This is a genomic window from Microbacterium sp. X-17 (assembly GCF_039615055.1).
The window spans coordinates 440,834-458,781 of sequence record NZ_JBDHNI010000002.1; the positions used below are offsets into that span (position 1 = coordinate 440,834).

Consider the following 17,948-nt stretch of genomic DNA (forward strand, 5'->3'; position numbering starts at 1 on the left):
CGCGGTGGCCCTCCGCCCACCCCACCCCGCCGTCTGTGCACTTCCCCTGCCCCGGGCCACCCCTGTGGAGAGCTCGTCCGCGTGTCCGGCCACCCCCATTCCCGCCTCGCCCCCGGTCGGAGGTGACCCCAGCCCCTTCGGGGAGGCTTGCGCCCTCTGGGCCCCCATCCCACCCCCTCCTCGCGAGACCACGCCCTCGCAACGCGGTGACGGGGTGGCTTCGCGAGGAGGAGGTGGGATCGGGGAGATTCAGGGTGGGAGGGGCGAGGAAGGGGGCGGGGGTGCGGCGCGGCGGGGTGGGACGGGAACGGGGGCGGGGTTAGTGTCGAACACATGTCCCCTGAGCTCGCTGCGCGTGCGCCGCAGCTCGCGGCGCGGGTCGTGGCCGACTCGCGCGATCGCGTCGCGTGGGTGCGGGCGCGCTCCCGGGGGATCACTGCGACCGACGTCGCTGCGCTGACGTCCGAGCGCACGATCGCACGTGCGGCCGACGCGAAGCTCCAGGGATCCGGGTTCTCCGGCAACGCCTATACCGACCACGGCCGACGGCGCGAGCCCGCGATCGCGGCCTGGGTCGCCGCGACCCACGGTATCCAGCCCTCCACGGATCTCTTCCGCGCCGTCGTCGAGCCCCGCCACCTTGCGACGCCGGACGGCATCTGGGTCGACACCGCGGGCCGCGTCGAGCTCGCGGAGATCAAGACCACCAAGAAGGCGTGGCGCAGCATCCCCCGCTCCTACCTCCGGCAGGTCTGGTGGCAGCAGCACGTGCTCGGCGCCGAGCGGACGCTCGTGGTCTGGGAGGAGCACGACGAGTTCGTGCCGATCGCCGATCAGCCCCGCTGCGCGTGGGTCGATCGCGACGAGCGCGAGATCGCGACCCTCGTCCGGCTCGCCACGGCCCTCATCGACGAGCTGCACCACCGCACCGCGCGGCCCGCGCAGCGGCCGACGCTGACGTTCCAGCCCGATCCGGAGCCGACGCAGCGCTACCGCGCCCTCGCCCTGGCCGACTGACCCGGCCCTGCCGCGCCCCGCGCGAGACCGCATCCGCGCGCCGACCCTACGGGCGCGATCCGCAGGCTCGGCGCGCGGGTGAAGTCTCGCGGAGCCCACCGAACCCCGGGTTAGTTGACGTGCGTCCACTACATGGATATGGTTGACAAAGATCAACTAACGCACACGCGAAGGGTGCCATGTCCACTTCTCTCCCCACGGGCTCGACCGAGGTCCGCCAGCGCGGGGTGCTCGCCGCCCTGTCCGGCCTGCTGCTCGGCATGTTCGTCTCGATGCTCGCCTCGACGGTCGTCTCGACGTCGCTGCCGGTCATCGTGCACGACCTCGGCGGCGACCAGTCCGCCTACACCTGGGTCGTCACCGCGACCCTCCTCACCACGGCGATCTCGACCCCGATCTGGGGCAAGCTCGCCGACCTCGTGAACCGCAAGCTCCTCATCCAGCTCGCGATCGCGATCTTCGTCCTCGCCACGGCAGCCGCCGGCTTCTCGCAGAACCCCGGGATGCTGATCGGCTTCCGCGCGGTCCAGGGCATCGGCGCGGGCGGTCTCGCCGCCCTCAGCCAGGTCATCCTGGCCGACATCATCAGCCCGCGCGAGCGCGGCCGGTACATGGGCCTGTTCGGCGCAGTCATGGCGGTCGCGACAGTCGGCGGCCCGCTCCTCGGCGGCGTCATCACCGACGCATGGGGCTGGCGCTGGAACTTCTTCGTCGCCCTCCCCCTCGCGGTCGTAGCGCTGGTCATCCTGCAGCGCACGCTCCACCTCCCCCGGCACGCCGCGGCCAAGACCCGGATCGACTACCTCGGCATCGTCCTGCTGTCCGCGGCGGTCTCGCTCCTCCTCATCTGGGTGAGCCTCGCGGGCCACGACTTCGACTGGTGGAGCCTGCCGACCGTGCTCATGGTCGGCGGCGCAATCCTCGCTGCGGTCTTGTTCATCGTCGTCGAGCTGCGGTCCGCGGAGCCGCTCGTCCCGCTCACGCTGTTCCGCAACCGCACGTTCACCCTCGCGGTCGTGGCCTCGATCGCGACCGGGATGGCGATGTTCGGCACGGCCGTGTTCCTCAGCCAGTACATGCAGTCGGCGCGGGGGGCGACCCCGACCGAGGCCGGCCTCATGACGATCCCGATGATCGGCGGCCTGCTCGTGGCATCCGTCGTCGTCGGCGCCCTGATCTCGCGTTTCGGGCACTGGAAGCCGTACCTCATCGTCGGCGGCGTGCTCCTGACGATCGGCTCGTTCCTGCTGTCGACGATCCACTACGACACGAACTTCGTGCTCGTCTCGCTCTACATGTTCCTGCTCGGGTCGGGCGTCGGCATGACGATGCAGAATCTGGTGCTCATCGTGCAGAACACGTCGAAGCCGAGCGAGATCGGCGTCGCGAGCTCGGGCGTCACGTTCTTCCGGAGCCTCGGCGGCACGATCGGCGTCTCCGTCATGGGCGCCGCGCTGGCCACGAGCATCGCGAACGGGTTCACGGACCGGAAGGACGACATCGTCGCGGCGATCATGTCGCTCGGCCAGCAGGGCGCCGCACTCGGCCAGCAGCTCCAGTCCGGCGCGCTTCCCGCCGTCGCGACCCTGCCCGAGCCGGTGCGGTCGGTCATCGAGGACATCTACGCAACGGGCATCGCGCACTCGTTCCTGATCGCCGTGCCGGTCGCGATCGTGAGCCTCCTCGCGATCCTGTTCCTGCCGAACGTCTCCCTCACCCGGATGACGACGAGCGAGCGCCGCGAGGCCATCGAGGCCGACCTCGCCACCGTGTCGGTGAGTGAGGGGATGGCGACGCTCACGCCGGCCGCGGAGGTCACCGAGACCCTGGACGACGAGGATGCCGCGGCGCGAGACAATGGGACGAACGATCCCGCCGCGGACCCGACCAAGGACAGCATCCCTCGATGACGAACCCCACCCCCGTGATCGAGGACGCGCACGCTCAGGCCGTGCGCGTCCTCGAGATCGAGATGTCCGGCCTCGTGGCGCGGTTCCGCCAGGCGATGCGCGACTCCGCCGAATGCCTCAGCCCGGGCCTGCATCCCGGGGCGTACAAGACGTTCGCGACGATCGCGCTCCGCGGGCCCATCACGTCGTCGGCTCTGGCCGAGCTGCTCTTCCTCGACAAGTCGCTCCTCAGCCGCACGGTGCGCACGCTCGAGGAGCTGGACCTGATCGAGCGCACGCCCGACCCCACCGACGGCCGCTCGAGCCTCCTCAGCGTGACGGCATCCGGGCGGGAGCGGCTCGAGGCGCTCCGCGCGACGCACCGGAGCCCACTCCTCGACCGCCTCGCACAGTGGCCCCTGGAGGACGTGCGCCGGCTCGCGGTGCTGCTGCACGCGCTCGGCACGGGCGAGCAGCCCGGGCTCTACGAAGACCTCGCGGCGGAGCGGCTCGCGGCCGAGTCCGCCGGACCCGCAGGCCCCGCGGGCCTCGGGGATGCCCCGCGCGACCCCGTCCTCTGACTCCGCGCCTGCGAACAAACGAGCACGCCCGCGAACGCACGAGGAAGGGCCCCCGCCGGATCGGCGAGGGCCCTTCTTCGTATGCTGCGGGTCAGGCGAAGGCGTTGACGTCCAGCGGGATGCCGGGGCCGAACGTCGTCGACAGGGCGCCCTTCTGGATGTAGCGGCCCTTCGAGCTCGACGGCTTAAGGCGCACGATCTCGTCGATCGCGGCCTTCAGGTTCTCGTCGAGCTGCTCCTGCGTGAACGAGGCCTTGCCGACGACGAAGTGCACGTTGGCGTGCTTGTCGACGCGGAACTCGATCTTGCCGCCCTTGATCTCCTCGACGGCCTTCGCCGGGTTCGGGGTCACGGTGCCGGTCTTGGGGTTCGGCATGAGACCACGCGGACCCAGGACCTTGCCGAGACGACCGACCTGGCCCATGAGCTCCGGGGTCGAGACAGCCGCGTCGAATGACGTGTAGCCGCCGGCGACCTTCTCGATGAGCTCGGCGCCGCCGACCTCATCGGCGCCCGCGGCGATCGCGGCCTCGGCGGCCGGACCCGTCGCGAACACGATGACGCGCGCGGTCTTGCCCGTGCCGTGCGGCAGGATGACCGTGCCGCGGACCATCTGGTCCGCCTTGCGCGGGTCGACCGAGAGCTTGAGCGCGACCTCGACCGTGGAGTCGAACTTCTTCGACCCGGTCTCCTTCGCGAGAGCGACCGCCTCAGCGGCCGAGTAGAACTTGTCGCGGTCGACCTTCGCCGCCGCGGCCTCGTAGACCTTGGACTTAGCCATTATCGGTACTCCCTCAGTCCTCGACCGTGATGCCCATGGAGCGCGCCGTGCCCGCGATGATCTTCGAAGCGGCCTCGAGGTCGTTCGCGTTCAGGTCGGGCTGCTTGGTCTCGGCGATCTGACGGACCTGCTCCTTCGTGAGCTTCGCCACCTTCACCGTGTGCGGGGTCTTCGACCCCTTCGCGACGCCCGCGGCCTTCTTGATGAGCTCAGCGGCCGGCGGGGTCTTCAGGATGAACGTGAAGCTGCGGTCCTCGTAGACGGTGATCTCCACGGGGATGACGTTGCCGCGCTGCGACTCGGTCGCCGCGTTGTACGCCTTGCAGAACTCCATGATGTTGACGCCGTGCTGACCGAGCGCGGGCCCGATCGGCGGCGCCGGGTTGGCGGCGCCGGCGTTGATCTGGAGCTTGATCAGGCCGGTCACCTTCTTCTTGGGTGCCATTCCTTTTCCTTTCTCGAACCGGATGCCGGGGCATCCGCCTCTCCCGCGTATCCGGCCTTTCCGGACCGCGGTGGTCTGCGTGTCAGAGCTGCTTCTGAACCTGCTCGAACGAGAGCTCGACCGGCGTCTCGCGCTCGAAGAGGGAGACGAGCACCGTGAGCTTGCCGCTCTCCGGCTTGATCTCGCTGATCGTGCCGGGCAGGCCCGCGAACGAGCCCTCCTTGATGGTGATGGTCTCGCCGACCTCGAAGTCGACCTCGGTGATGACGCTGCGCGCGACCGCGGGGCCACCCTTCGCGGCGCCGACCTTGGCCGGGGCGACCTCCTTGACCTCGACGAGGGACTTCAGCATCGTGAAGGCCTCCTCGAAGCGGAGCGGAGTGGGGTTGTGCGCGTTGCCGACGAAGCCGGTGACGCCGGGCGTGTGCCGCACGACCGACCACGTGTCCTCGTTGAGCTCCATGCGCACGAGCACGTAGCCGGGGATCCGGACGCGCGTGACCATCTTGCGCTGCCCGTTCTTGATCTCGACGACGTCCTCCATGGGGACCTCGATCTGGTAGATGTCGTCCTCGACCTCGAGCGTCGACTTGCGCTGCTCGATGTTCGCCTTCACCTTGCGCTCGAAACCGGCGTAAGAGTGGAGCACGTACCACTTGCCCGGGAGGGAGCGCAGCTCGCTGCGGAACGCCTCGTAGGGGTCCTCGTCGGCGTCGCTCACGTCGGCATCCGCCGGAGAGAGCTCCTCCTCGATCTCGTCGACCGTCTCGGCCGCGCCCTGGATCTCGGCGACGAACTCCTCGTCGAGCACCGGCTCGTCCTCGGGTCCGTTGATGTCGGGTCCGTCGTATGGGGTCACTTCTTCGGCCTCCTCCGCCGCGAGCTCCGCCTCTTCCTCTGCGAGAGCCTCGGTCAGCACTTCCGCGGCGGCTTCCGCCTCGGAAGCCTCGTCGAGATTCAGAGCGTCGTCGACGATCGCGTCGGCCTCGGGGTCCGTGGCCTCGTCGTCATCGTCATCGTCGTCGTCCGACTCGGCGTCATCCTCGGGCTCGTCGCCCTCGATGTGCAGCGCGACCTCTTCGGCGGCGCGCACCGACCGCTCCTCGTCGGCGAGGACGTTGCCCTCCTGGGCTTCGTCGTCTTCGCTCGACTGCTCGGCAGCGGTCGCCCAGTCGGCGTCGTCGCTATATCTCTCTGACACGTACGTTCTCGTTCTCTTCCTTCGGGGGATCGTCCAAGGCGCGGGGTGCGCCTCAGGAGGACGCGCCACCCGGCACACCGAAGACGATCGTCGTCAGCCAGACGAACAAGACGTCCAGCCCGTAGACGATCCCCATCATGACCGCCACGAACACGAGCACGACGATGGTGTACTGAATCAGCTCGCGCCGCGTCGGCGTGACGACCTTGCGGAGTTCACCGAACACCTGGCGGATGAAGAGGGCGATGCGCTGGAAGAAGTTGAGCTTCTTCTCGCGCCCCACGGCGCCGCCCGCGGCGACGACCTCGCCGCTCGGCTCGTCCTGGACCATCACACCACCTGAATCAGTTTCCTCGTGCCAGCGTGCGCTGACGCGCAGGGCGGACAGGAATCGAACCTGCAACCTGCGGTTTTGGAGACCGCTGCTCTGCCAATTGAGCTACCGCCCTAGAGACCTCTCGGCCTCGGATTCCACACTCTCGCACCGCACCCGCCCGCAGCCGACCGAGAGGGCGACGGAGGGAGGATGCTGCCCGAACCCCGGGCATGGCAAAAGAATGCAGAGTTCAACTGCGTCCTTCCAGTGTACGGCATGCCCCGGGAGCGGACGAAGCCCGCCCCCGGGACGCGCGTCAGCTGACGGGGAGCAGGGTGTACTTCGTCGAGAGGTACTCGTGGATGCCCTCGAAGCCGCCCTCGCGGCCGACGCCGGACTGCTTGACACCGCCGAACGGGGCCGCGGCGTTCGAGATGACCCCCGCGTTCAGGCCCATCATGCCGGTCTCGAGACGGTCGATCATGCGGTGGCCGCGCGCGAGGTCGGTCGTGAACACGTACGACACCAGGCCGAACTCCGTGTCGTTGGCGAGGCGCACGGCCTCGTCCTCGTCGCGGAACGTCGCGATCGCGAGCACCGGGCCGAAGATCTCCTCGGAGAGGATGTCGCTGCCCGGCCGGACTCCCGCGACCACGGTCGGCTGGAAGAACGTGCCCGCGCCCTCGATCGCCTCGCCGCCGGTGCGCACCGTCGCGCCGCGCTCGACGGCATCCGCCACGAGGCTCTTCGCCTTCGCGACGGCGGCCTCGTCGATGAGCGGGCCGATCTGCACGCCCTCCTCCGTGCCGCGGCCGATCCGCATGGCCTGCACGCGCTCGGTCACGCGGCGCGCGAACTCGTCCGCGATCGACTCCTCGACGATGAAGCGGTTGGCCGCCGTGCACGCCTGGCCGATGTTGCGGAACTTGGCGAGCATCGCGCCGTCCACCGCCTTGTCGAGGTCGGCATCGGCGAACACGAGGAACGGCGCGTTCCCGCCGAGCTCCATCGAGACCCGGAGGACGCCCTCGGCGGCCTGGGCGATGAGCCGGCGGCCGACCTCCGTCGATCCGGTGAACGACAGCTTCCGCAGCCGCGGGTCGGCGATGATCGGCGCCGACACCGCGCCCGACGTGGACGTCTGGATGACGTTCACCACGCCGGCGGGGAGCCCCGCCTCCTGGAGGATCGACGCGAAGTACAGCGTCGTGAGCGGGGTCTGGGCTGCGGGCTTGATCACGGTCGTACAGCCGGCCGCGAGCGCCGGCGCGATCTTGCGCGTCGCCATCGCCAGCGGGAAGTTCCACGGCGTGATGAAGTACGAGGGACCGACCGGTCGCTGCGACACGATCATGTTCCCCGTGCCCTCCGGGTTGAGCCCGTAGCGGCCGGAGATGCGGACGGCCTCCTCGCTGAACCAGCGGAGGAACTCGTTCCCGTACGCGAGCTCGCCGCGCGCCTCGGACAGCGGCTTGCCCATCTCGAGCGTCATGAGCAGGGCGATCTCCTCCGCCCGGTCACGGACGAGCTCGAACGCGCCGCGCAGGATGTCGCTGCGCTTCCGCGGGGCCGTGGCCGCCCATGCATCCTGCGCGGCGACGGCGGCGTCGAGCGCGCGGATGCCGTCCGCGGGGCTCGCGTCGGCAATCGTGCGGATGACCTCACCGGTGGCCGGGTCGCGGACGTCGAAGGTCTTCCCGCCCTCCGCCGCGATCCACTCCCCGCCGATGAGCAGCCCGGTGGGGATCCGGGCGAGCAGGTCGGTCTCGTTCTGAGCTGTCATGTCTTCTCCTTATGCGTGCGCCGCGCGAGGGCGGCCGAATCAGTGGGCGGCGAGGGCGGCAGCGACGACGTCGAGGCCCTCGTTCAGCAGGTCGTCGCCGATCGACAGCGGCGGCAGGAAGCGGATCACGTTCCCGTAGGTGCCGCACGTGAGGACGATCACGCCCTCCGCGATGCACGCCTTGGCGACCGCGGCGGTGAGCGCGGCATCCGGCTCTCCCGTCGCGGGATCGACGAACTCGGCGGCAGACATCGCGCCGCGGCCGCGCACGTCGCCGATCCGCGGGTCCGCCGCCTGCATCGCCTCGAGACGGGAGCGGAGGATGTCGCCGATCGCGTTCGCCCGCTCGATCAGCCCGTCGTTCTCGAACGCGTCGATCGCGGCGAGCGCCGCGGCGCACGCGATCGGGTTGCCGCCGTACGTGCCGCCGAGGCCGCCCGTGTGCGAGGCATCCATGATCTCCGCGCGCCCCGTGACGGCCGCGAGCGGGAGGCCGCCGGCGATCCCCTTCGCGGTCGTGATGAGGTCGGGCACGATGCCGAACAGCTCGGAGGCGAACATGGCGCCGGTCCGGGCGAAGCCGGTCTGCACCTCGTCGGCGATGAAGACGACGCCGTTCGCGCGGCACCACTCGACGATCGCCGGGAGGAATCCGTCCGCGGGGACGATGAAGCCGCCCTCGCCCTGGATCGGCTCGATGATGACGGCCGCCACGTTGCCCGCGCCCACCTGCTTCTCGATCACCGAGATCGCGCGCGCCGCGGCATCCGCTCCGTTGAGCCCGTCGTGGAAGGGGTAGGACAGCGGCGCGCGGTAGACCTCGCCGGCGAACGGACCGAACCCGCTCTTGTACGGCATCGCCTTCGCGGTGAGCGCCATCGTGAGGTTCGTGCGGCCGTGGTAGGCGTGGTCGAACGCGATGACGGCCTGGCGCTTGGTGTGGATGCGCGCGATCTTGACGGCGTTCTCGACCGCCTCGGCGCCCGAGTTGAACAGCGCGCTCTTCTTCATGTGGTCGCCGGGAGTGAGGCGGTTGAGGGCCTCCGCGACGGCGACGTACGGCTCGTACGGCGAGATCATGAAGCACGTGTGCGTGAAGCGCGCGGCCTGCTCCTGCACCGCGGCGACCACCGCGGGGTGCGCGTTGCCGACCGTCGTGACCGCGATACCGGAGCCGAGGTCGATGAGCGAGTTGCCGTCCGCGTCGACGACGACGCCGCCACCCGCCGCGACGGCGGCGACCGGGACGGTGTGCCCGATGCCGGCGGACACGGCCGCGGCCTTGCGGTCGAGAACCTCCTGGGACCGGGGCCCCGGAATGCTCGTGACGAGGCGCCGCTCCTGCGGCAGTGCGGGTCCGCCCACGGGCGCGGCGATGTCGATGTCGATGCTCATGACTCGGATGCTAGGTCGCCGGCGCGCCCCCCGCACTCGCCCCGGTGTACATTCGAGCGATCATGATGTCCGTCGCGTACAGGAGCCCTTCGGGATGGATGGGTTGACGCTGCGGTCGCTGCTCGCGCGCGGCGACCTGCACCTTCGCCTGGTCTCCGCGCCGGCCGAGCTCGATCCCGGCGCGACTGCGCACCGCATCCGATGGGTGCACAGCTCCGACCTGGAGGATCCGACGCCGTTCCTCACCGAGGACTGCGTGCTGATGACGACGGGCACGCAGTTCGCGGATGCCGGACCCGCGGACGCCGACGCCTACGTCCGACGCCTCGCCGCGCGCGGGGTGCTCGCGCTCGGCTTCGGGACGGAGGTCGTGCGCGCCGGCGTGCCCGACGCGCTCGTCGACGCGTGCCGCGCGGCGCGGATGCCGCTGTTCGAGGTGCCGTACCGCACCCCGTTCATCGCGGTCGCGCGCGCCGCCGCAGACGCGATCGCGGCCGAGGCCTACGCGCGACGCAGCTGGGCGCTCGCCGCGCAGCGCGCGATCGCGATCGCAGCCCTGCGCCCGGAGGGCCTCGCGGCGACGCTCGCCGAGCTGTCCCGACAGCTCGGCGCCTGGGTGGCGCAGTACGACGCGGGCGGCGACCTGGTCCGTCAGTTCCCGAGCGAGCTCGAGGGACCCGCGGCGACCGCGCTCGCGGCGGAGGTCCGCGCCGTGCTCGGCCACGGCGGCCAGGCATCCTCCTCGCTCCGCGTCGCGGCGCGCCCGTTCCTGCTGCAGACGGTCGGCGGCGCGCGCCCGCTCGGGGTCATCGCGATCGGCGCAGGATCCCTCGACCAGGAGGCGCGCGGCGTGGTCACCGCCGTCGTCGCGATGGCAGGCCTGGCTCTCGAGCAGAGCCGCGGGATCCGGCGGGCGGATGCCGCGCTGCGCGGCGGAATCATGCAGGCACTGGTGGGCGGCGCGGAGTCCGTGGCGGAAGGCCTCGCACGGGAGCGCGGGGGCGCGCTGCCGCCCGAGCCGGTCGAGGTCGTGCTGCTCGACCTCGACCGCGCGCGCCGCGACGCCGTCGTGGACTGGCTGGAAGCCCGCGCGGCGCACACGCGCGACGCGTCATTCTGGGGCCCCGGACCGGAGGGGATCCTCGTTCTCGTCGGGAGCGAGGATGCCGAGCTCCCGCGCGACCTCGTCGAGGCGTTCGAGCTCGCCGCGGGCGTCTCCGAGCCGGCGTCCTACGCCGAGATCTCCCGCGCCCGCCGCGAGGCGGCCACCGCGCTCGACCGCGGGGCGGGCGGGGTCTCGCGGTTCGCCGACGTCGCGGCATCCGGCCTGTTGTCCGCGCTCGACTCGGGCGCGGCCCGGGCCCTGGCCCACGCCTACGTCGAGCCGCTCCGCCGCCACGACGAGTCCCACGGCACGGCCCTACTCCCGACCGTGCGGGCGTGGCTCGAGCACGACGCCCGCACGGACACGACGGCCCTCGCCCTGGGGGTGCACCGGCACACCGTGCGCGCCCGGATCGCCCACGCCGAGCGTGTACTGGGGCTCGACCTGAGCACCTTCCCCGCGCGCGCCGAGCTCTGGGCCGCCCTCCAGCTCGACGCCACCTGAGCCCCCGCTCGCCTCGCGGTCACGAGCGGAGGCGATGTGACGGGCGGAGGATCAAACCCGGGGATCCGGCCCTCCCTCCGTCACATCCCCTCCCGTCGCAACGAGTCAGGGGTCAGGACTGGGGGGCGTGCGCCTCCAGGAACTCGTACACGTCCGTCGTGTCCACGCCGGGGAACGCGCCCGTGGGCAGGGTCGCGAGGAGGGTGCGCGGCGTGCGCACGCTCGGCCAGGCGTTGTCCCGCCAGTGCGCCTCGAGGTCGGCCGGCGCACGGCGGCAGCAGACCTCCACCGCGTGCCGCGAGACGCCGCGGTTCGGGGTGTCGCGCCCCACGAACCACTTCGTGTCGTCGAAGCGCACCCCGACGCTCACGGAGTGCGCGCCCTCGCTCGAGTTCTCGACGCGGGCCGTGCACCAGTACGTCCCGTTGCCGGTGTCCGTGTACTGGTAGTACGGGTTGAACCGGTCCGGGATGTCGAAGACCACGCGGCTCGTCCACCGCCGGCAGCACATCTGCCCCTCGATCGCGCCGAGCCGGTCGGTCGGGAAGTTGACGTCGTCGTTCTCGTACGACTTCGTGATCGTGCCCGACTCGTGCACCTTCAGGAAGTGCACCGGCAGTCCGAGATGCACGGTCGCGAGGTTCGTGAACCGGTGCGCGGCCGTCTCGTACGAGACCGCGTACGCGTCGCGCAGATCCTCGATCGAGAGCGCGCGCCGCGTCTTCGCGTCGGTGAGGAACGGGACCACGTGCGCCTCGGGCATGAGGAGCGCGCCGGTCAGGTAGTTCGTCTCGACGCGCTGCCGGAGGAACTCGGCGTAGCTCGTCGGCTCGCGGTGCGCGAGGATGCGGCTCGACAGCGCCTGCAGCACGGCTGTCCGCGAGTCACCCCGCGAGGTGACCGTGCTGGAGAGGTACAGCCGCCCGTGCGCGAGGTCGGCGACGCTGCGGGTCGTCTTCGGCAGGTCGGGCACGTAGTGGATCTCGAACCCCAGGTAGGCCGCGATGTCGGATGCCGTGCGCTGGGTCAGCGGACCGCTCGCGTGCCCCACCGCGGCCAACACCCGGCGAGACTCCTCCTCCAGCTCGGCGAAGTAGTTGTCCTGCCGGCGCATGAGGTGGCGCAGCTCGACGTTGGCGCGCCGCGCCTCTTCGGGGGTCGCCGCGCGCTCGTCGCGCAGCCGGTCGATCTCCTGTTCGAGCGCCATCATGGCCTTCAGCACCTCGGTCGGCACCGACTTGCCGATCCGGAACGGCTCGATGCCGAGGGCCCGGAAGTTCTGCCCGCGCATCGCGCGCTCGACCGAGATCTCGAGCACGTTCCGCTCGTCGAGCGGCTCGGCCTCCAGGAGCGCGTCGATGGAGGTGCCCAGGGCGCGCGCGATCGCGCGCAGGAACGTCAGCTTCGGCTCCCGCTTGCCGGTCTCGATCATCGACAGCTGGCTCGGCGCGCGATCGACGCGCTGCGCGAGCTCTTCGAGCGTGAGACCCTGCGCGGTGCGCAGCTGCCGGAGGCGACGACCGATCGTCAGAGCGTCGGCCTCGAGGTTCTCTTCGGGGTCCGTGAGAAGCGTCATGCGGAGATTCTGTCACGCATACGGAAAAATAGACAAATTTCACTTGAGAAATGGGGGGACACCCAGAGGAACTTCCCGCAAGGTAGAAGAACACAGTCGCCCCTTGACGCTACACAGACAGGACACGGAAATGACCTCCTCGACGGGCTCGACGCCCGACACGACGACCGCGGTGGGACCGGCGATCGAGATCACGGGTCGGATCGACCCGCGCTACGAAGAGATCCTCACTCCCGAGGCGATCGCGTTCCTCGCGGAGCTCCACCACCGCTTCGCGGGACGCCGTCACGACCGGCTCGCCGACCGCATGCGGCGGCGCTTCGAGATCGGCAACGGCCACGACCCCAAGTTCCGTGAGGACACCGCCCACATCCGCGAGGATGCCGACTGGCGCGTCGCCGGGGCGGGTCCGGGGCTCGAGGACCGCCGCGTCGAGATCACGGGGCCGACCGATCCCAAGATGACCATCAACGCGCTCAACTCCGGTGCTCGCGCGTGGCTCGCCGACCAGGAGGACGCCACGAGCCCGACGTGGGCCAACGTGATCGAGGGGCAGCTCTCGCTCTACGACGCGATCCGCGGACAGCTCAGCTACACGAGCCCCGAGGGCAAGCGCTACGCGGTCACCGCGGAGCGCACGCCGACGATCATCATGCGTCCTCGCGGGTGGCATCTCGTGGAGAAGCACGTGCGCTTCCTCGACCGCACCGGACGCGAGATGGCGGCATCCGGCTCGCTCGTCGACTTCGGCCTGTACTTCTTCCACAACGCGACGGCCCTCATCGCGGCCGGCCGTGGGCCGTACTTCTACCTCCCGAAGATCGAGAGTGCGGAGGAGGCCCGGCTGTGGGATGACGTGTTCACGTTCAGCGAGGACTACCTCGACCTGCCGCACGGCACGATCCGCGCCACGGTGCTGATCGAGACGCTGCCGGCGGCGTTCGAGATGGAGGAGATCCTCTACGAGCTGCGCGACCACTGCGCCGGCCTCAACGCCGGCCGCTGGGACTACATCTTCTCGATCATCAAGAACTATCGCGGCCGCGGCGCACGTTTCGTGCTGCCCGACCGCAGCGAGGTCACGATGACGGTGCCGTTCATGCGGGCGTACACCGAACTGCTCGTGAAGACGTGCCACAAGCGCGGCGCGCATGCGATCGGCGGCATGAGCGCGTTCATCCCGAACCGCCGCGACCCCGAGGTGACCGCGCGCGCGATCGAGAAGGTCGCCGCGGACAAGAAGCGCGAGGCCGGCGACGGCTTCGACGGCACGTGGGTGGCGCACCCGGATCTGATCCCCGTCGCGATGGCGGAGTTCGACGCGGTGCTCGGCGACCGGCCCAACCAGCTCGAGCGTCAGCGCGACGACGTCGAGGTGACGGGGCGCCAGCTGCTCGATCTGCGGATCGGCCGGCCGATCACGGCCGCCGGCGTGCACGCGAACGTGTCCGTGGCGATCCGCTACCTCGAGGCCTGGCTGCGCGGGATCGGCGCCGTCGCGATCGACAACCTCATGGAGGATGCCGCGACCGCGGAGATCTCCCGCTCGCAGGTGTGGCAGTGGATCCACCAGGACCGCGAGACCGAGGACGGCACCCGCATCACCCGCGACTACGTCGAGGGGATCATCGCGCAGGTGCTCGCCGAGGTCGAGCGCGGCGAGGGCGACCGGTTCGCCGACGCGGCCGAGGTCTTCCGCGAGGTCGCGCTGCGCGAGGACTTCCCCGCGTTCCTGACGGTCCCGGCCTATCTCCGCTTCCTGACCGACCCCGCCGCCTAACCCGCGGGGCTTGTCCCCCACCCGGGAGCCCGGGCGCGGGGCCTGTCCCCCACCCACGCGAGAACGCGCGTATGTCCCCTTTCGAGCACGATTTCGAGACATACGCGCGTTCTCGCGTGAGGGGGCGAGGACTACGCTCGGAGGAGTGAGCGAAACGCCCCGCCTATCCCGCAAACTCTCCGCGATCGCCGAGTCGGCCACCCTGAAGGTCGACGCCAAGGCCAAGAGCCTGCAGGCAGCGGGGCGGCCCGTCATCTCCTACGCCGCGGGCGAGCCCGACTTCGCCACGCCGCAGTTCATCGTGGATGCCGCGGCGGCGGCCCTTCAGGACCCCGCGAACTTCCGGTACACACCCGCGGCGGGCCTCCCGGTCCTGCGCGAGGCGATCGCGGCGAAGACCCTCCGCGACTCCGGCCTCGAGGTGTCGGCCGGGCAGATCGTCGTGACCAACGGCGGCAAGCAGGCCGTGTACCAGGCGTTCCAGGCGGTCGTGAACCCCGGCGACGAGGTGCTCCTCCCCGCGCCGTACTGGACGACGTACCCCGAGGCGATCCGTCTCGCCGACGGCGTGCCCGTCGAGGTGTTCGCGGATGCCTCGCAGGACTACAAGGTGACCGTCGCGCAGCTCGAGGACGCGCGCACGGACCGCACGACGACGCTCGTGTTCGTGTCCCCCTCGAACCCGACCGGGGCGGTCTACACGCCGGAGGAGACGCGCGCGATCGCGGAGTGGGCGCTCGAGCACGGCATCTGGATCATCTCCGACGAGATCTACCAGAACCTCACGTACGACGGCGCGCGCGCGACGTCCGTCGTCGAGGCGGTCCCCGAGGTCGCGGGCCAGACGATCCTCGTCAACGGCGTCGCGAAGACGTACGCCATGACCGGCTGGCGCGTGGGCTGGATGATCGGCCCCGCCGCGGCCATCAAGCTCGCCGCGAACCTGCAGTCACACCTGACGAGCAACGTGAACAACATCGCGCAGCGGGCGGCGCTGGCTGCGCTGACCGGCTCGCAGGACGAGGCCGAGGGATTCCGCCGCGCGTTCGACGTGCGCCGCCGGCTGATCGTGGAGGAGCTCTCGCGGATCCCGGGGGTCACCGTGCCCCGGCCGCTCGGGGCGTTCTACGTCTACCCCGACGTGACCGGCCTCCTCGGTCGGGAGTGGCGCGGCCGCCGTATCGACACGACGCTGGAGCTCGCGGACCTCATCCTCGAGGAGGCCGAGGTCGCGGTCGTGCCGGGCGAGGCGTTCGGTCCGAGCGGATACCTCCGCCTGTCGTACGCCCTGGGCGAGGATCAGCTCGTGGCCGGCATCCGCCGCCTCGAGGCCCTCTTCGCCTGACCCGCGCCGACCTCCCCGGTCCCTCTCCTCCCCGTCCCTGTCCTCCCCCTCGCGACAACGCGCGTCTGTCATCTTTTGCCGGCGTGTCTGTGACACAAGCGCGTTCTCACGTGGAGCGTGCCAGGCCCCGGGACGGCGTGACGGGACCGCGGGGCCGAGGCCGGGACCGGGGTGCCCGGCGGAGGGCCCGGGGCGAGGCCGGGGGTGCCCGGCGGAGGGGCCGGGTCAGAGCTCGACGTTGACCAGGACCGGCTCGGGCTGCAGGAGCAGGCCGAACTCGGACTGCACGCGCTGCCCGATGTAGCGGGCGAGCTCGGCGAGCTCCTCGGCCGTCGCACCGCCGCGGTTCGTCAGGGCGAGGGCGTGCTTCGTCGACAGGCCGGCGCGCGAGCGCGGCAGCGCGAACCCCTTCCGGAACCCGGACTGCTCGATGAGCCACGCGGAGCTCACCTTGACGTCGGTCGACCGCGCGGCGGCCCGGGGCACGTATCCGTCGAACGCGTCGAGCGGGATGACGAGCACGGGATCCGCGTCCGGCACGAGCGGCCAGCGCGGGCAGGCGTCGGGCAGCGTCCGCGCGAACTGCTCCGAGACGATGGCGTTCTGGAAGAACGAGCCCGCGCTCGCCGTGTCGGGATCGGAGGGGTCGAGCACCATCCCCTTCCCGCGCCGCGTCGACAGGACCCGCTCGCGGATCTCCGCGAGCCCGGCCCCGGCCCCCCGCTCGATCCCGAGCGAGGTCCGCAGCTGCTCGCCGGGCTCGACCCGGGCATCCGGCCCCACGTCGGCGAGGTCGAGCGTGACGGAGAGGATCACGGCGGACCGGGCGGGTACGGAGCCGTAGTGGTGCTTCAGCACGGACGTGCGGAACCCGAGGCCCAGGTCCGCCGCGGGCACGACGGAGATCTCGCCCGTCGCCTCGTCGATCAGCTCCACCTCGAGCAGCGACTGCACGATCTCCTGCCCGTACGCGCCGATGTTCTGCACCGGCGCAGCCCCGACGGTCCCGGGGATGCCGGACATCGCCTCGATCCCCGCCCACCCGTTCTCGACGGCGTGCGCGACGAGCGCGTCCCAGTCGTGGCCGGCCTCGACCCGGACGCGCGCGCGTCCTTCCGGCGCGTCGATGCGCTCGATCCCCCGCGTGAGGATGCGCACGACGGTGCCGTCGAACGGCTCGTCGCCGACGAACAGGTTGGAGCCGCCGCCGAGCACGAACCACGCATCGCCGCGGCCCCAGGTCTCGAGCAGCTCCGCGACGAGCTCGTCGCGGGTCGCCGCGTCCACCATGCGGGCGGGCGCGGCACCGGTCTGCAGCGTCGTCAGCTGCGACAGGGGGATCGGCTCGATCTCCGGCATGTCAGACGGTGCGCACGCGGGCGTGCGCCTTGCCGAGCACGGTCGTCTCGGCGTGCGTGACCGTGAGGTCGATCCGCGCGTGCTCGTCCTCGACGACGCCCACGGTCGCGACGATCCGCACGTCGGCGCCCTCCTCGGGGTCGACCACGACCGGGCGGGTGAACCGCACGCCGTACTCGACGAGCCGGCCGGGGTCGCCGAGCCACGTCACGATCGTCTCGATCGCGAGGCCCATCGTGAGCATCCCGTGCGCGAGCACACCGGGCAGGCCCACGCGGGCGGCCACGTCGTCGCGGTAGTGGATCGGGTTGAAGTCACCCGACGCCCCGGCGTAGCGCACGAGCGCCTCGCGCGTCAGGTGCACGGTGCGCTCCGCGACGATGTCGCCGACCTCGAGCGCGCTGCCGACCTCGAGCGCGCTCACTCGTCGCCTCCGACCAGGAGCACGGAGATGGCGGTCACGACGTGCTCCCCCGCGGCATCCGTGATCTCCGACTCGCTCGTCACCATGGCGCCCTTCCCGAGCGCGCGCAGGCCGGTGATCGAGAGCTGCGCGGTGAGCTCGTCGCCCGCGACGATCGGGCGGGTGTAGCGGAACCGCTGCTCCGCGTGGATGAGCCGCTCCAGCGCGATGCCCGAGTCGGGCTCGGCGAGCAGCTGCTGCAGCGTCAGATCCTGGATGACCATCGCGAACGTCGGCGGAGCCACGACATCCGGGTAACCGAGAGCGCGGGCGGCCTCGGGGTCGGTGTGCGTGGGATCGGTCGCGAAGACGGCGCGCGCGAACTCGCGCACCTTCTCCCGGCCGACGAGGTAGGACGATGTCGCGGGGAACGAGCGCCCCAAGAGCGCGGCGTCAACGGGCACGGAG

At 71.0% G+C, this 17,948-nt stretch carries 16 protein-coding genes and 1 tRNA gene; 6 read left to right on the plus strand and 11 right to left on the minus strand.

Translation table 11 applies throughout. The features are described 5' to 3' along the window. Nucleotides 1-333: 333 nt before the first annotated feature. The 3 genes from ABCS02_RS10485 to ABCS02_RS10495 all read left to right on the plus strand — a co-directional run bounded on the left by ABCS02_RS10485 (nt 334) and on the right by ABCS02_RS10495 (nt 3,487). Nucleotides 334-1,017: a YqaJ viral recombinase family protein gene (locus tag ABCS02_RS10485; protein WP_345835581.1), complete on the plus strand. Its 684-nt coding sequence runs from the start codon at nt 334-336 to the stop codon at nt 1,015-1,017. A gap of 179 nt (nt 1,018-1,196) precedes the next feature. After that, nucleotides 1,197-2,927 (plus strand): MDR family MFS transporter, encoded by a 1,731-nt coding sequence (locus ABCS02_RS10490; protein WP_345835582.1) that lies wholly within the window; start codon nt 1,197-1,199, stop codon nt 2,925-2,927. Continuing rightward, nucleotides 2,924-3,487: an SMC-Scp complex subunit ScpB gene (locus ABCS02_RS10495; RefSeq protein WP_345835583.1), complete on the plus strand. Its 564-nt coding sequence runs from the start codon at nt 2,924-2,926 to the stop codon at nt 3,485-3,487. The genes ABCS02_RS10490 and ABCS02_RS10495 overlap by 4 nt, the downstream gene beginning before the upstream one ends. A 91-nt stretch (nt 3,488-3,578) precedes the next feature. Here the strand turns inward: ABCS02_RS10495 and rplA are convergent, their stop codons facing one another. The 7 genes from rplA to gabT form a co-directional block, all read right to left on the minus strand. After that, entirely contained in the window at nt 3,579-4,268 is a 690-nt protein-coding gene (gene rplA / locus ABCS02_RS10500) for a 50S ribosomal protein L1 (protein WP_345835584.1), read from the minus strand. Between the two features lie 13 nt (nt 4,269-4,281). Then, nucleotides 4,282-4,713 carry a 50S ribosomal protein L11 gene (rplK, locus tag ABCS02_RS10505; RefSeq protein ID WP_345835585.1) on the minus strand — a complete coding sequence of 144 codons (432 nt, stop codon included), beginning with the start codon at nt 4,711-4,713 and terminating at the stop codon, nt 4,282-4,284. Nucleotides 4,714-4,795: 82 nt separating this feature from the next. After that, nucleotides 4,796-5,914, minus strand: a complete 1,119-nt coding sequence (gene nusG / locus ABCS02_RS10510; protein ID WP_345835586.1) for a transcription termination/antitermination protein NusG — start codon at nt 5,912-5,914, stop codon at nt 4,796-4,798. Between the two features lie 52 nt (nt 5,915-5,966). Next, complete coding sequence (secE, locus tag ABCS02_RS10515) at nt 5,967-6,245, minus strand: preprotein translocase subunit SecE (RefSeq protein ID WP_345835587.1); 279 nt, start codon at nt 6,243-6,245, stop codon at nt 5,967-5,969. 45 nt (nt 6,246-6,290) lie between these two features. Further along, a tRNA-Trp gene (locus ABCS02_RS10520) sits at nt 6,291-6,363 on the minus strand. Between the two features lie 183 nt (nt 6,364-6,546). Next, nucleotides 6,547-8,013: an NAD-dependent succinate-semialdehyde dehydrogenase gene (locus tag ABCS02_RS10525; protein ID WP_345835589.1), complete on the minus strand. Its 1,467-nt coding sequence runs from the start codon at nt 8,011-8,013 to the stop codon at nt 6,547-6,549. Between the two features lie 39 nt (nt 8,014-8,052). Next, nucleotides 8,053-9,408 carry a 4-aminobutyrate--2-oxoglutarate transaminase gene (gene gabT / locus ABCS02_RS10530; protein WP_345835590.1) on the minus strand — a complete coding sequence of 452 codons (1,356 nt, stop codon included), beginning with the start codon at nt 9,406-9,408 and terminating at the stop codon, nt 8,053-8,055. Nucleotides 9,409-9,502: 94 nt separating this feature from the next. On the opposite strand from gabT, the gene ABCS02_RS10535 reads away from it, so the two are divergent. After that, a complete protein-coding gene (locus ABCS02_RS10535; protein ID WP_345835591.1) occupies nt 9,503-11,017 on the plus strand; it encodes a PucR family transcriptional regulator ligand-binding domain-containing protein in 1,515 nt (504 codons plus the stop codon). 112 nt (nt 11,018-11,129) lie between these two features. Here the strand turns inward: ABCS02_RS10535 and ABCS02_RS10540 are convergent, their stop codons facing one another. Next, nucleotides 11,130-12,593, minus strand: coding sequence for a helix-turn-helix domain-containing protein (locus tag ABCS02_RS10540; protein WP_345835592.1), 1,464 nt, complete (start codon nt 12,591-12,593; stop codon nt 11,130-11,132). Nucleotides 12,594-12,723: 130 nt separating this feature from the next. On the opposite strand from ABCS02_RS10540, the gene aceB reads away from it, so the two are divergent. Together aceB and ABCS02_RS10550 are read left to right on the plus strand one after the other, a co-directional pair. After that, nucleotides 12,724-14,373: a malate synthase A gene (aceB, locus tag ABCS02_RS10545; protein WP_345835593.1), complete on the plus strand. Its 1,650-nt coding sequence runs from the start codon at nt 12,724-12,726 to the stop codon at nt 14,371-14,373. A 145-nt stretch (nt 14,374-14,518) separates the two neighbouring features. After that, nucleotides 14,519-15,718 carry a pyridoxal phosphate-dependent aminotransferase gene (locus ABCS02_RS10550; protein ID WP_345835594.1) on the plus strand — a complete coding sequence of 400 codons (1,200 nt, stop codon included), beginning with the start codon at nt 14,519-14,521 and terminating at the stop codon, nt 15,716-15,718. A 225-nt stretch (nt 15,719-15,943) separates the two neighbouring features. On the opposite strand, the gene ABCS02_RS10555 is transcribed toward ABCS02_RS10550, so the two are convergent. Genes ABCS02_RS10555 through ABCS02_RS10565 form a run of 3 tightly spaced genes read right to left on the minus strand, consistent with a single transcriptional unit; the run spans nt 15,944 to nt 17,944 of the window. Then, nucleotides 15,944-17,077, minus strand: a complete 1,134-nt coding sequence (locus ABCS02_RS10555; protein WP_345835595.1) for a UDP-N-acetylmuramate dehydrogenase — start codon at nt 17,075-17,077, stop codon at nt 15,944-15,946. A gap of 1 nt (nt 17,078) precedes the next feature. Next, nucleotides 17,079-17,501 (minus strand): MaoC/PaaZ C-terminal domain-containing protein, encoded by a 423-nt coding sequence (locus ABCS02_RS10560; protein WP_345835596.1) that lies wholly within the window; start codon nt 17,499-17,501, stop codon nt 17,079-17,081. Next, nucleotides 17,498-17,944, minus strand: coding sequence for a MaoC family dehydratase N-terminal domain-containing protein (locus tag ABCS02_RS10565; protein ID WP_345835597.1), 447 nt, complete (start codon nt 17,942-17,944; stop codon nt 17,498-17,500). The genes ABCS02_RS10560 and ABCS02_RS10565 overlap by 4 nt, the downstream gene beginning before the upstream one ends. Between the last annotated feature and the right edge of the window lie 4 nt (nt 17,945-17,948).

What these genes read in the sequence shown, in the direction of transcription:
- rplK (WP_345835585.1), bottom strand. Translation starts at nt 4,713, where the DNA reads ATGGCACCCAAGAAGAAGGTGACCGGCCTGATCAAGCTCCAGATCAAC.
- ABCS02_RS10555 (WP_345835595.1), bottom strand. Translation starts at nt 17,077, where the DNA reads ATGCCGGAGATCGAGCCGATCCCCCTGTCGCAGCTGACGACGCTGCAG.
- ABCS02_RS10540 (WP_345835592.1), bottom strand. Translation starts at nt 12,593, where the DNA reads ATGACGCTTCTCACGGACCCCGAAGAGAACCTCGAGGCCGACGCTCTG.
- ABCS02_RS10525 (WP_345835589.1), bottom strand. Translation starts at nt 8,013, where the DNA reads ATGACAGCTCAGAACGAGACCGACCTGCTCGCCCGGATCCCCACCGGG.
- ABCS02_RS10490 (WP_345835582.1), top strand. Translation starts at nt 1,197, where the DNA reads ATGTCCACTTCTCTCCCCACGGGCTCGACCGAGGTCCGCCAGCGCGGG.
- aceB (WP_345835593.1), top strand. Translation starts at nt 12,724, where the DNA reads ATGACCTCCTCGACGGGCTCGACGCCCGACACGACGACCGCGGTGGGA.
- gabT (WP_345835590.1), bottom strand. Translation starts at nt 9,408, where the DNA reads ATGAGCATCGACATCGACATCGCCGCGCCCGTGGGCGGACCCGCACTG.
- rplA (WP_345835584.1), bottom strand. Translation starts at nt 4,268, where the DNA reads ATGGCTAAGTCCAAGGTCTACGAGGCCGCGGCGGCGAAGGTCGACCGC.
- secE (WP_345835587.1), bottom strand. Translation starts at nt 6,245, where the DNA reads ATGGTCCAGGACGAGCCGAGCGGCGAGGTCGTCGCCGCGGGCGGCGCC.
- ABCS02_RS10495 (WP_345835583.1), top strand. Translation starts at nt 2,924, where the DNA reads ATGACGAACCCCACCCCCGTGATCGAGGACGCGCACGCTCAGGCCGTG.
- ABCS02_RS10485 (WP_345835581.1), top strand. Translation starts at nt 334, where the DNA reads ATGTCCCCTGAGCTCGCTGCGCGTGCGCCGCAGCTCGCGGCGCGGGTC.
- ABCS02_RS10535 (WP_345835591.1), top strand. Translation starts at nt 9,503, where the DNA reads ATGGATGGGTTGACGCTGCGGTCGCTGCTCGCGCGCGGCGACCTGCAC.